This window comes from Pseudocitrobacter sp. CD920760 (assembly GCF_057782505.1).
The window spans coordinates 1,417,547-1,430,169 of record NZ_CM173490.1 but is presented as its reverse complement, the minus strand read 5'-3'; the positions used below and the strand labels follow the sequence as shown (position 1 = coordinate 1,430,169).

The 12,623-nt window shown below is 52.3% G+C and carries 15 protein-coding genes and 1 riboswitch; of the genes, 2 read left to right on the top strand and 13 right to left on the bottom strand.

Annotated features, from left to right (window positions below):
* Window positions 1-179: 179 nt before the first annotated feature.
* On the top strand, window positions 180-998 hold the full coding sequence (locus AC1MKH_RS06435) for an SDR family NAD(P)-dependent oxidoreductase (RefSeq protein ID WP_276218572.1): 819 nt from the start codon (window positions 180-182) through the stop codon (window positions 996-998).
* Between the two features lie 20 nt (window positions 999-1,018).
* Here AC1MKH_RS06435 and AC1MKH_RS06430 read toward each other — a convergent pair whose 3' ends face one another.
* The 5 genes from AC1MKH_RS06430 to AC1MKH_RS06410 all read right to left on the bottom strand — a co-directional run bounded on the left by AC1MKH_RS06430 (window position 1,019) and on the right by AC1MKH_RS06410 (window position 6,391).
* The gene (locus AC1MKH_RS06430) at window positions 1,019-1,915 is read right to left on the bottom strand and encodes a helix-turn-helix domain-containing protein (protein WP_276218574.1); all 897 of its coding nucleotides are present in this window, start codon (window positions 1,913-1,915) and stop codon (window positions 1,019-1,021) included.
* A 160-nt stretch (window positions 1,916-2,075) separates the two neighbouring features.
* The gene (locus tag AC1MKH_RS06425; RefSeq protein WP_276218577.1) at window positions 2,076-2,399 is read right to left on the bottom strand and encodes an NIPSNAP family protein; all 324 of its coding nucleotides are present in this window, start codon (window positions 2,397-2,399) and stop codon (window positions 2,076-2,078) included.
* On the bottom strand, window positions 2,396-3,511 hold the full coding sequence (locus tag AC1MKH_RS06420) for an NADH:flavin oxidoreductase/NADH oxidase (protein ID WP_276218579.1): 1,116 nt from the start codon (window positions 3,509-3,511) through the stop codon (window positions 2,396-2,398). Before AC1MKH_RS06420 ends, AC1MKH_RS06425 begins: the two co-directional genes overlap by 4 nt.
* A gap of 14 nt (window positions 3,512-3,525) precedes the next feature.
* The gene (locus AC1MKH_RS06415) at window positions 3,526-5,262 is read right to left on the bottom strand and encodes an FAD-dependent oxidoreductase (RefSeq protein ID WP_276218581.1); all 1,737 of its coding nucleotides are present in this window, start codon (window positions 5,260-5,262) and stop codon (window positions 3,526-3,528) included.
* A gap of 463 nt (window positions 5,263-5,725) precedes the next feature.
* Window positions 5,726-6,391 (bottom strand): helix-turn-helix transcriptional regulator, encoded by a 666-nt coding sequence (locus AC1MKH_RS06410; RefSeq protein ID WP_276218582.1) that lies wholly within the window; start codon window positions 6,389-6,391, stop codon window positions 5,726-5,728.
* 517 nt (window positions 6,392-6,908) lie between these two features.
* A riboswitch (Fluoride riboswitch) is annotated at window positions 6,909-6,978 on the top strand.
* 75 nt (window positions 6,979-7,053) lie between these two features.
* On the opposite strand from AC1MKH_RS06410, the gene AC1MKH_RS06405 reads away from it, so the two are divergent.
* Entirely contained in the window at window positions 7,054-7,956 is a 903-nt protein-coding gene (locus tag AC1MKH_RS06405) for a DHHA2 domain-containing protein (protein WP_276218584.1), read from the top strand.
* A 170-nt stretch (window positions 7,957-8,126) separates the two neighbouring features.
* On the opposite strand, the gene AC1MKH_RS06400 is transcribed toward AC1MKH_RS06405, so the two are convergent.
* The 8 genes from AC1MKH_RS06400 to AC1MKH_RS06365 form a co-directional block, all read right to left on the bottom strand.
* Window positions 8,127-8,972: a DUF4942 domain-containing protein gene (locus AC1MKH_RS06400; RefSeq protein WP_065805890.1), complete on the bottom strand. Its 846-nt coding sequence runs from the start codon at window positions 8,970-8,972 to the stop codon at window positions 8,127-8,129.
* Between the two features lie 86 nt (window positions 8,973-9,058).
* The gene (locus AC1MKH_RS06395; protein ID WP_065805889.1) at window positions 9,059-9,448 is read right to left on the bottom strand and encodes a TA system toxin CbtA family protein; all 390 of its coding nucleotides are present in this window, start codon (window positions 9,446-9,448) and stop codon (window positions 9,059-9,061) included.
* Between the two features lie 56 nt (window positions 9,449-9,504).
* Window positions 9,505-9,864, bottom strand: a complete 360-nt coding sequence (locus AC1MKH_RS06390; protein ID WP_065805888.1) for a type IV toxin-antitoxin system YeeU family antitoxin — start codon at window positions 9,862-9,864, stop codon at window positions 9,505-9,507.
* A 24-nt stretch (window positions 9,865-9,888) separates the two neighbouring features.
* Complete coding sequence (locus AC1MKH_RS06385; RefSeq protein ID WP_065805887.1) at window positions 9,889-10,110, bottom strand: DUF987 domain-containing protein; 222 nt, start codon at window positions 10,108-10,110, stop codon at window positions 9,889-9,891.
* 13 nt (window positions 10,111-10,123) lie between these two features.
* On the bottom strand, window positions 10,124-10,603 hold the full coding sequence (gene radC, locus AC1MKH_RS06380; protein ID WP_065805886.1) for a RadC family protein: 480 nt from the start codon (window positions 10,601-10,603) through the stop codon (window positions 10,124-10,126).
* 11 nt (window positions 10,604-10,614) lie between these two features.
* Window positions 10,615-11,058 carry an antirestriction protein gene (locus AC1MKH_RS06375; RefSeq protein ID WP_065805885.1) on the bottom strand — a complete coding sequence of 148 codons (444 nt, stop codon included), beginning with the start codon at window positions 11,056-11,058 and terminating at the stop codon, window positions 10,615-10,617.
* Between the two features lie 79 nt (window positions 11,059-11,137).
* Entirely contained in the window at window positions 11,138-11,395 is a 258-nt protein-coding gene (locus AC1MKH_RS06370) for a DUF905 domain-containing protein (RefSeq protein ID WP_044349282.1), read from the bottom strand.
* A complete protein-coding gene (locus tag AC1MKH_RS06365) occupies window positions 11,392-12,216 on the bottom strand; it encodes a DUF932 domain-containing protein (protein WP_065805884.1) in 825 nt (274 codons plus the stop codon). Before AC1MKH_RS06365 ends, AC1MKH_RS06370 begins: the two co-directional genes overlap by 4 nt.
* Between the last annotated feature and the right edge of the window lie 407 nt (window positions 12,217-12,623).

Sequence of the window (12,623 nt, the reverse complement as noted above, 5' to 3'; positions counted from 1 at the left end):
GTGAATAAAAATACACTAACAGTTTTATGAACTCAACCATGCGCGGGTTCGCAAAAAGACTTTTCACATCGAAAAGTGTCAGTCTGCTTTCTTTTCGTCCATTCCCTTTTTCCCGTGCGCATCAAACAATTAACTGACTTCTGACACCTGCCTTCATCACATAACAAGGGAGTAACCCCATGCGCGAATCACATCAAACTCACGACTGGTTAGGCCTTGCCGGACATATATTTGCCGTTAGCGGCGCGGCAAGCGGAATTGGCGAAGCCATCGCCACGGCACTGGCGCAACAGGGAGCGGATGTCGCCCTGCTCGACCGTAACCCCGAAGGCTGCGAAGGGGTAAAACAACGACTGTCGGCATATCCGGGGCGGCGTTTAGTCGTGGCCTGCGATGTCAGCAGCGAAGCGCAAATCAAAGAGGCGGCGTTGAGCGTGCGAGAAAAACTGGGGCCGTGCCGCGGGCTGGTGAACGCTGCCGGGATATTGCGCCCGGCTGGGCTTGCGGATATTAGCGTTGAGCAATGGCAAGCTCAACTGGCGGTCAACCTGACCGGTTATCTGCTGTGCGCGCGCGAGTTTGCCCATGATATGCGCAAGGCGGGTAGCGGTAGTATTGTGCATATTGGCTCCATCTCCGGGCGCATTCCGCAGCCGTGGAGCGGCGCGTATAGCCCGGGCAAAGCGGCGGTTGGCCTGTTATCACAACAGATTGCCGTGGAATGGGGTACCGATGGCATACGCAGTAACGTGGTCGCGCCTGGGATGATCGAAACGGCATTGACCGCAGATTATTATGCGCAACCGGGCGTACGCGAGAGCCGCGAAGCCTTTACCGCCAGCCAGCGCATTGGCCAGCCGGAAGATATCGCGAATGCGGTATTGTTCCTGCTGAGCGACAAATCAGGGTATATCAACGGCGCGGAACTGGGCGTCGATGGCGGCCTGCCCACCATGCTGATGGGGAAACTGCCGCGACCAGGGTTTAGCGGAAAATAAAAACAAATGCCTGCTCGCGACTATACGTGGGCAGGTATCTCGCAGACTGCGGTCGGTTTGTCACGAAAGCCTCGAGGGGACGCCCCCGTTGCGCGGCGGAAAAAGCGCGAAAAATAGGTCGCATCGCTGAAGCCAAGATAATCTGAAATCTGACTCACCGTCATGCTGGTGTACAGCAGGCTACGTTTGGCCTCCAGCAGCAGGCGCTGATGTACTACGCTCAGGGCACTACAGCCGTGAAACTCCCTGCACAATGTGTTGAGATGAACGCCTGACATGCCAATTTCACTGGCGTAATGCGCCACCGGGAAGTGCTCCCGGTAATGATTCTCCACCAGTTGATTGAAACGACGAATTGCGGCGCGCTTGCGCTCTACTTTGTCGCTGGCGCTCGGCTGCGGTGCGGCCTGGCGGTTCAGCCATACCATCAGGGCGCTGAGCAGGGAGTGGATCATCATATCGCGCGCATCGTTATCAGACTGATATTCCTGCTGGAGCGTCTCGAAGAGTGACTGAATTTTTTCCCGCGAATTACCGACCGGGACGCAGGTGGCCTGATTTAACACCTGTAGCGGGCGGCCAAACTGCTGCTCGAACTGCGCCACCAGCGGCGCGGCAAGCGAGAGAGAAAACCCTTCCGTTCCGGGTGAAAAACGAAAACCGTGCACGCAAAGCGCGGGAATTATCTGGATGCAGGCGTCTGCGAAAGTGTGCGTCACGCCTTCGATTTCAATTTCACCCTGCCCTTTGTGGACGTAGAGAAGCTGGATGAGATCCGTATGCTGATGCACGCGGATACACCAGTCATAGAGGCTGCTACGGCTGTGAATAGATTCACAATGCAGCAAATCCGGCGTCGGCCAGTGCAGGCTTTCACCGTAGAGCTTAAAGACCGGAATGCTGTTGCTCAGGTTCATGGTGCCTCCATTGGATGGAAATCATGGGGAACATTGGCGCGAGCATTTCCCCCTCACCCTAGCCCTCTCCCTCAAGGGAGAGGGGACCGATTGTGCTCAGTTGCCAAATCCTGCGCCGGTTTTCACCCTCTCCCCGTGGGAGAGGGCCGGGGTGAGGGCATCAGCGCGCACATGCCATCGTCGCCCGAATCAGCCGCGTCTCCTGCGCCACAATAAACGGTTCCGACGCTTTTAAATAGGCGGCAAATCCTGGATGCGCGTCGCGCAACCGGCTACGGCGTTCATACTCCGCCAGGCTTTCGTACCCCCACAGGTGAACAAACTGGTTCTGTGGGCCCACAAAGCTTGTGTAGAATCCCAGCGGGTGCCCCAGCGTTTCCAGCAATATCGGCATCGCCAGCGAATCAAAAACCTCGATGAACTCGTTCATCTTACGCAGGCGGATGGTGTAAATGCGGTGATCGACAATTGGCATTGTATTCATTTGGCCTCCTGGGTCTGGTGCGTCGGCCAGCCAAGCGGCCCGAAGCGGTCATACGGTTTCGGCCAGGGCGGCGTTTCGCCGAGGGCAATCGCGGCATGAATCGGCCAGTTCGGGTCGTCGAGCATCCCGCGTCCGATAGCGACCAGATCCGCCCTTCCCTCCTGCAGGATATCTTCCGCCTGCTGCGCTTCATAAATCAGGCCGACGGTGATCACCACCGCATCCGGCAATGCCTCTTTTACCGCCGCCGCAAACGGCACCATGTAACCGGGCTTATCCGCCGGCGGCGTTTGGTTGTAGATATTGTAGCCGCCAGAAACATGAAGATAATCATAGCCCAGCGCATGAAGTTCGCGAGCAAACTGCACCACCTCTTCCAGGCCTAACCCCCCTTGCGCGAATTCGCCGCCGTTGAAACGCACACCCAACAGGTGCGTTTTCGGCCACGCATCACGCAGCGCTTTTGCCACCCGCAGCGGGAAACGCATCCGGTTTTCCGGACTGCCGCCGTACTCATCCTTGCGCTGGTTGCTAAGCGGCGACAGGAACTGATTCAGTAAATAACCGTTGGCGGCGTGCAGCTCAACGAAATCGACGCCCGCTTCCAGAGCACGAGACGCCGCAGCAACAAAACCGTCGATAATGCGCGTCATGCCAGCTTCGTCGAGTTCTTCCGGCACGCGCCAGCCGGGTTTGTAAGGAATGGCAGAGGGCGCGACCGTCGGCCAGCCGCCCTCTTCGTCAGACAGTGAGGCGCCCTGATTGCGCCACGGCGGATTGGTGCCCGCCTTGCGCCCCGCATGGTTAAGCTGCACGCCAATTGGCGTGGCGCTGTAGGTGCGAATATCCGCCAGCAGCTTTTTCAGTGCCTGCGCCTGTTCGTCGTTCCACAGGCCGAGGCAGTGCGGCGTAATACGTCCATCCGGCGTGACGCCGTTCGCTTCACAAATCACCAGCCCGGCGCCGGAAATCGCCAGGCCGCCAATATGCTGGGCGTGCCACGGCGTAGCGATGCCATCGCTGGCGGCGGAATATTGCGACATCGGCGGGACGACAATACGGTTGGTCAGCGTTAACGGCCCTACGGTAAGGGGCGTAAAGAGTGCAGACATAATTATCTCCGAATTCAGGATGCTTCACGCTGAGGCAGCGCTGTGGTTTCACCGCGTGCGGCAAGGGAGTTGGCGGCGATATACCCGAAGGTAGCGGCAGGGCCAAGGGTGATACCTGCGCCCGGATAACTGCCGCCCATGATGCTTGCCATCTCATTTCCGGCGGCGTACAGGCCGGGAATGGGCAAGCCCTGTAAGTCGAGCACGCGCGCTTCACCATCGGTTTTCAGACCATGGAACGTGCCAAGGTCGCCCATAAACAGCTTCACGGCGTAAAACGGCCCTTGTTCAATGGGCGCAACGCAGGGATTAGGCTGATGATTGGCATCCCCGAGATAGCGGTTATACGCCGACTCGCCACGGCCAAATTGGGTATCTTTCCCGCGCCGTGCATCGGCATTAAAGGCGGTAACCGTATGATTTAACGCGGCAACGGGGACCCCCATCTTCTCTGCCAGTTCCGTCAGCGTTTTGCCCTTCAGCAGATAACCGTTGCGGGTATACAGCGAAACGGGCAACGGCGCAGGCTTGGCGAATCCCATGCCATATTTACGCAAGGCTTTGTGGTCGCAGATTTGCCACGCAAAGGTTTCATTATCGTCGCGGCAGGTTTCAATCATGGCGATGCCGACGTCATGATAGGAGTCCGCTTCATTGCAAAAACGCACACCGTGTCGATTGACCATGATAAAACCCGGCTTGTAGCGATCGACCAGATGCGGGAAGACAAATTGCTGGCGACCAATCTGCACTTTCGATGCCGGGATCCATGCTGCACCGTTCGGATAACTGTTATCAAAACGCGCGCCAATGCGTTCGGCCATCGCAATGCCATCGCCGGTGTCCGCGCCCGGCGGCGTTGGCGACAGCTGAATGCCGCCGCGTTTAACGTGCGGATAAAGATTTTTCAGGCGTTCATCATCGCGGGCAAAACCGCCAGAAGCCAGCACCACGCCGCGCTTCGCATACAGAGACACCCGCTCGCCGTCGCGCTCAGCCACTACGCCGCGTACCACGCCGTTTTCCACAATCAGCTCTTTGACGGCCATCCCGGTATGAATCGGCACGCCCAGATCACGCGCCGAGCACGCCAGCCGTGCGACCACCGCATTGCCGCCGTTCGCGGTAATTCCGCGACCATAGCGAGCAATTTCCAGCAGATGGCGACTCAGCCGTTTCACCACATAGACGAAAGATTTGAGCGAACGGGTGGCATTAAAGAAGTGTTTGAGATCGTTGTTTGATGAGCTGAACATCATTCCCATAAAGGTGATGGTGCGTAACGGTTTACGCAGACGTTTCATGTCATCGCCCAACTGGCGGATATCGAACGCTTCCGGTACCACCGAGCGCCCGCGCATCACGCCGCCCGGCGTATCCGGATGGTAATCGGGATATTGATAGAGGTTGCAGCAAAAACGGGTTTTCTCTTCAAAAACGCGCAGCATCTGCGGGGCCTGTTGCAGGAAAGCGTCCACCAGCTCCGGGCGATAGCTTTCGCCCGCTTCGCTACGCAAATAGGTACGCGCCGCATCGGTAGAGTCCTCAATGCCCTGTTGCTGCGCCAGATGATTGTTTGGTATCCACAGCACGCCGCCGGAAAACGCCGTCGTGCCGCCGAAAACAGAATCTTTTTCAATGACCTGTACATCCAGCCCATTCAGGCCCGCCGTCACCGCAGCCGAGAGACCGCCTACCCCGCTGCCAACCACCAGAACGTCACACTCACGTGCCGGTTGCTTCATCGTCATAAGCCCCTCCCCTTATCCCTAAGAAGAAGACACTCGCCAGGATTGTTCATAGGGTACCTCGCAGATGAATGTTTTAATTTGTTTAATTTATGTTTTAATTTTGTTTCATCTGCATTTTTGACAGGCTGAAAGCGAAAAAGAAGGCCAGTTTGTAAGTAAAACTTGCACTTTTCGACAATGACGCAGAAGTGTGGAGTGAATCAAAGTTTTGACAGTGATGAGGAGCACGACCAGGTGAGAGTTCCGATCGGTGCGATCGGAACGAAAAAATAAACAGAGATTAGAAAATAAACACCAATATAAAAATGTTCATCAACGCGATAATCAATAAGAAGCCATATAACGCAAACCCGTCATGCATATGATAAATAATACTTTTTATAAAAAGTCCCAGACTTACAATGATAACGTTAAATGTTATAGAAACTATCGTTAAAAAATGTCAAAACAGAATAGAAAACATTTACACCGCATAGGAATAACGGAAAAGATCATTAATATCAGCGCCCATTTTTTTCTCCACCCGCTGCTTTGCCGCATAGACGCTACGTACCCCCAGATTAAATGCCTCAGCCACCACGACACAATCCTGGCCCGCGCTTAAATCATGCAGGATGTTAAATTCAAGTCTGGATAAAACTTCACCACGAACGGACATTGCATGATGCCCGAGAAACTTCCTTTTGATTTTTTCAGCGACAGCATCGATTTTGTCTCCAGGATACAAAATCAAAAAAATATTATCGTCGTTTTTAAACCAATAGTTAGCCAATGCCTGCAGATGCCTGTCACAAACAAGAATTATTTTAAGCTTGGTTTCTATCAACGTCTCCAGCCAGACTCTGTCTAAATAACTCCTGAAATAACTTATTGAAAAATCAACAAAAACACAACCAGAGTAGATCCAGGTGTGGCTTTTTTTCAACACCCCCTCTGCTATGCCCAGTGCAAAAAATCGACTGCCTTCTGGCCAGGTGCTAAAACAAAAGCTCTGGCAAAAAGAAATGCGTACAGATGTTGTAGGTTTTATCTCACAATTTAAAGGGCATGTAATACAGCTTAATTTGTTTAAATTAACTTCAGATAACATTTTGCCACCCTCCTCCCTTTTGTAAATATATAGTTCCATTGACATAAATCCTTGTCAACGGCTTCCCTGCCCGGCCAGAAGCATACCAATACAGCTAAAACCAACATATACGACAATATTCCTGGTTTAATAAATAAACGCAAAAAAAACACGCTTTAAAAATCAACACTTAAATAATAAACATTCTTATAACACAGACATCATCCAGGACAATTGCGGCTATCACTAAGAATTTTACCACGAGAAAAAAGTATCAAATATGTGATACCACTTCTTATATCAGAGGTAATACCTAATGATAATTATTTTAATATAGAGGTTATTTGTAAAAGACTGAAATGACCACAAAATAAAAATGAAATATTGTTTCCACATGTAAGTGGAAATTGATTATCATTTGTTATTATCACTATCGCGTGAGATTTTCATCTAACTACAATCTCAAATTCAAAATTAATTTCTGCCTTTAAACCGCTTTGCGTTTTTTTTGCATTGTTGCGCAAAAAATTTTTACTGCCGCGCAAGCGCTTGAAAGCCAGCGCGCCCTGGTTCACACTACACGTAAGGTGATGGCGTTCCACCTTCCCCAACCGCCTCGTTCTGAGGCTAATGACGCCTGATATGACTCTCATTCACGATGGGGCGTGTCAGGCTGGTCTTTCTTCTCCAGCTCAACATGCTTCCCTGAAAAGGTTTAAGCAATGATAAATGTACTTGGCCACCTCCACCCGGATAGCGACGCCGTTTGCACCGCGTATATGGCAAGCCGCTGGCTTACGCTGCGCGGTCTTCAGGCACAGGCCTGGCGTTGTGGGGAAATTAACCGTGAAACCCGGTTTATATTTGAACAGGCAGCACTGCCGGTTCCCGCCTTACTCACCGACTCTCTCGCCGATCGCGATGTCTGGCTGGTCGATTTTACCGAGCCCACTCAGGGCCCTGCCTCTTTAGCTGAGAGTAACGTTGTCGGCATCATCGACCACCACCGTCTTGGCGGCCTGGTGACGCGCCTGCCGCCGGAAGTGTGGGTGAAGCCGGTGGGCAGCAGCAGTACGCTACTGTGGCAATTGATGACGCCAGAGATCCGCCGCATGATAACACCCGCCGAAGCGCTATTAATGCTGGGAGCCGTGATCAGCGACACCGTCGCGCTTCGCTCCCCCACCACGACGCCTGATGACAAGCTTGCCGTTGAAGAACTGTCAACCCTCGCCGGTATCGAGAAAGATGCCTTTATCGCCGGGCTACTGACCGCGAAAACCAGCATTGAGGGGTTAAGCGGGAAAGCGCTGTTGAATAAAGATATTAAAACGTTCCAGATTCAGGGCGTGAAGGTTAACGCCGCACAGATTGAGCTGTTTTCATTAAATCAGGTGGATGCTGTACTGGATGAGTTGCAGGAAGAGATGGCACTGAATATCCAGGAAACCGGCGCGCAACTGGTGGTGGTCATGCTGACGGATATCAATGCCGGGTATTCGACGCTCTACTTTGCCGTGCCGAAAGGCCAGCAAGCAAACGCACCCTGCTTAGTCGAAGGGATGCTGAGCCGTAAAAAACAGCTGTTACCGTGGCTTGAGAACTATCTTGCTAAGGGAAAATGACGGTTTGCAGTGAAATGGTACGCCCCTACAGGATTCGAATATAAGCCTTGCAACCCTTGCTATAACTGGATATTTTTCTGTTCGAAAAACTCAGGAGCCCCCAATTAGGCCCCCAATCGTATTTCGCTGAAAAAACAAACGATTTCGAATCTGATGATTATAACTGTAAATCACTGTGCTGCCAGCATCCCCGGATAGTGCTTCGCTACGATGTTGTTCATCTTATCTACCAGATCCATACGCTTAAACGAGATATGACCACTACCCTTTTGGAAAAGGCGAATAGTGAAGAGATCATCTCCGAATACCTGCAGTAGTGGATTATCGCGAATGAAATCCATCAGTCGGATAGTCACATCGTGCCGGTTATCGGGAATGGTTTTACCATCCAGCAGGAACAACATGCGCTCCAGATCGGCTAACTGGTCACGCCGCCAGCCCCAGCTCAGGCTATAGCGCCATTTATCGTACTTCACCAGATTGTTAACGATAATCTTCTTGCCGAAGTAACAGGGGTTATTGGTTTTGTAATCCCAGCTTAATCCCCTGAACACATTGATGATGCCACGCTCGAAGACCTCCTGTTTGTTGAGATGAAGTTGCTCAAAGGTACTCAGGATATTCGCTTCGCTGATTGCCGGGAGATCGCCCTCTTCGAGGTTTTTAGCCCACTGGCTACGCGCCTCAGCATCCATCAATGTCAGCATCCCTGACTTCAACATCAGATCGCGCCAGATGCTGCAGTCGATATTGCGGGTGATGACTGGCATCGCTTTATCTACAGGTTGCACCAACCAGCAGTCGAAAGAATGGCCCTGCCGCATCGCCCAATGATTAGCTACGTCGCCACCAATCCCGAAAGTAAGTTGGGAAACGTCATCAAGCTGACGAATTAGCGCCTCAATCCGTGTCAGCGCAGCATTACGGCCAGTGACAATACGTTCAATGCTGGTGGAACAAATCACACCGGTGTGCCCGGTTAATACTTCGGGTTCATTAATATTATTTCCGGACATTATTTCTCTCCTTTATAGTCAGAAAAATACCAGCCGGTCAGGGCTGGTGTTTATGTGCTTGCGGGACGCGGTTTGTTTCGTCCAGCTCATCGCTTGCCTGGAGCGCTGACCTGCGGATGTTGCCCTCTGGTAATAGCCGTCACCTCTTTATACGTGTCACGGTTCATCAGCCCCGTTGCTTTCCTGGCCCGGAGGATATCTATGGGTGTGATAAACGGAGACTGCGTCAGGATGCTGAAGCCTGGGCGGTCAGTGCGGACCAGTTCATACTTCTCAACGATAAAATTCAGGGCATCAACCAGCGAGATACCGGCATCAATATGTTGCTGAATGACCTGTTCATCACTGAACGGCGTATCGCTAAGCGTGAGGCCATAGTGTTGTGCCAGCAGGCTGGTCAGCAGGGTCTGCCAGACACTCACCGGAGACGGACGTGACGATGCCGCCCGCATGAGGGGGGATGATTTGGTTTGCATAAGCGTTATCTCTTTAGTGGGAAGATATGTGCGCTGAAGTGCGAAGTATTACGGTGTTATGCCGTGGCGACAGGAGTGGGATAAATCGCGATATAAACATAGCCGTGCGAACCGAGCGTATCGGCCTCGCAGGTCAGACCTTTTGCATACAGCGTGACGCAGTGCTGATGACGGGGATTCAGTTCACCGCTGGTGAGCATTAACTCCAGCTGTTTGAGCAATATCGGGAAAGCCTGGTCAAGATGGCGTAAATCCGCATCACAGAACTGTCCGCTAACATTCGCCCGGTCAGCCAGGTAATGCAGGCGGTTTCCCTCCTGGACCAGACGGGCCCCAAAACACGGGGAGACACTTCGCCTGAGCCCCCACCAGGGTTCGCTGATATCATGCGTTGCTATCGTGGTGTTCTTCGACAAAATGTCGCTCTCCTTAATCGTGAATTAATTCAGGCTTACGCTGCGTAATACGACATACGGGCCGTTGCGGTCCTGGCGGCGCTCTGCGAATACGGCCAGTACACCGCTGATATCTTCCACCTCGCGACCGGCATAGTGGCAGATGCTGCCGGACCATTTATATTTGCCGGTACAGAAGCGAAACAGCCTGGACTGCGAATGCTGTCGGTATATCGCCATTGCCTGACGTTTACTGATAATTTTCATTAATACTCCTCCCTTATAACCAGCCCCGTTCGGCAAACGAGACGATATCCATTCCGCCGATAACGAGGTGGTCCAGGAGACGCACCCCCACAAGGTCCAGAGCATTCTTCAGACGCTCTGTCACCCGTCTGTCAGCCTGACTGGGTTCGGCATGGCCTGAGGGATGGCAGTGCGCGACAATCACCGCTGCCGCATTGTATTTCAGGGAGGCTTTCACCACTTCCCGTGGATGGACTTCGGTATGGCTGATGGTGCCTTTGAACAGCGTTTCGTGCGTAATCATGCGGTGCTGGTTGTCCAGCAGCAGCAGAACAAATGTCTCTCTTTCCTCCATGGTCAGTTGAAGCCGTAACCAGTCACGTACTGAACTGCTGGACGTAAACGATGCGCCGGGCTCGCGTAACTGGCGCTCCAGAAGAGTCAACGCCTCGCGGATGGTCTGTTGTGCGGAGGCTGTCAGTTCATATGCAAACAACGGTAACTGTTTTTCCATGGTGCAGGACCTCAGTCGATGATGTGCATAATGGCGTTGCACTCAGGGTGGTTCAGCGCATAGTCGCGCAGACGGTAATAATGCTCTGTCATGGCATCGCACTCCGTGCGGCAGGCATGGTGGCTGTAAGCCATCAGACAGGCCGCAATACCCGCAGCTTCAGCACTCATTTCAGCGCCGTTACCATTCAGGATATTGAACAGCGACCAGGGACCGTCACTCTCTTCCGGAGCCATGAAAGCACCACCGTTGCTGAGAGTGTAAAAAGCCCAGACGCCACCGCTGTAATCCGCACACAACCGGTCCATCCAGGCAAAGATGCGGGGTTCGAGGGTTATCCACTGCGGGATACGACCAAAATGCTGAGGCCAGAAACGAAGGCGCTGTTCATCTTTAACAGGTATGGCACAAAGAGTGTCTGTCGGAATGGTGTTATCCGTTAATGCGTTGTTCATGATTAATGACTCCGGAAATAAAAAAGCCAGCCGGTCAGGGCTGGCGGGAAAGGCTGAGACTGAAGTCTGGTAAGGTTGGTCAGGACCTGCGGATGCCATAACGTGCGATGTAGCGATTCAGCATCACTCCGGCTTCAGGTTCAAAGTTCCATGCCCGCCAGACCATCACACCTTCGCAACGAATAACCAGACGAAAATGCGTTCCCTGGTCGTCTTCAATGGCGACGTTGTCATATTGCGCTGCGATGCCTGAGGCCTGCTCACGCGTAAACGGGCCGGAGGGAAGGTGTGGGTGAGTTTCGGTGTTCACGGGTATGTCTCTCCTCGTCGAAGTCATTCCTGTCCCAGCAGTTCGAGCATATTCTCTGCCATCACCCACAGCGCACGATTAAGTTTCACATCGCCGTCGATACCGTTCACAGCACGGGTACGGTTGCTTCGTCCTTGTGCAGTGCGTCCCGCCAGTCCTCCCTTCATCAGGTTCTCCTGCACCCGCTGGTACACCGTCCAGAGGTCGTCACTGCGGTCTTCGTAACGTCGTGGCGTCAGTATCTGATCGGTAGTGACGGGCTGGTGGTCTTCACCAAAACGATAGTGGAGAGCAGCCCTCGCCATCGCCTGCTGCGCTGGTGGTGGTAACAGAGCCGACTGCATGGCATCACGTTTCTCCTCAACCCGGTCAAATATCCCCAGTACCTCGTAAGCCCCTTCAATAACTTTCTCCACCACATCCCCTTTATGCGGCACCCGTACTTCGCCGAATGACTGCCCGCAGACCAGTCCGTTGGTACAGACGCCACGAAACAGTCCCGGCAACATCTGATAGCTGGATGAGCCATCGTGTGAATTGAGGAGGATAATTTCGGGAACCTGCTGGCCGGTGAGTTGTCCGGCACGACGCAGGCGCAACATGTGTTTGGTGTGCTCCCGTCTGCTCTGGTCACGTACGCGGGTCTGGCAGGCAAAAAAAGGCTCAAAACCTTCCCGCTGCAGATTATCAAGAATAGTGATGGTCGGTATCCAGGTATATCGGTCACTGCGGGATTCGTGTTTATTCTCACTAAAAACACTGGGGACGTAATGCATCAATTCTTCACGGGTTAACGGGCGGTCGCGCCGTACCTGATTTACCCGTCCAAAACGACTGGCTAGTTTCATGATGAGCTCCTTAATTTATCTGTTTGTACCAAACCGCTTAACCTTCAAGAATAGATATATCCTTCGAGGGATAACGGATTTTCGCCAAAGTAATATAGGTTCAAACTCATCCATAACTTAATAAAAAGCCCAAACATTATATGTGATAAGTCCAGAGCAATTTGATGGCTAAAAAGGTATAAAAATCATGAATATCGTTAATTCCTTCCTTTATTGCAATTTCAACCCCTGACTAAAGAACAGTGGCGTTTGTCTATGTATGTATATAGATGTGTATATAGGTTAATGATACATATCGACACATATAAACCAATGCCTGTAGATTAATAAACATGAGAACATATGTAATTCAATACATTGAAACCAACAAACATTCCATCACTAATAAAACAACGCTCATGCATATA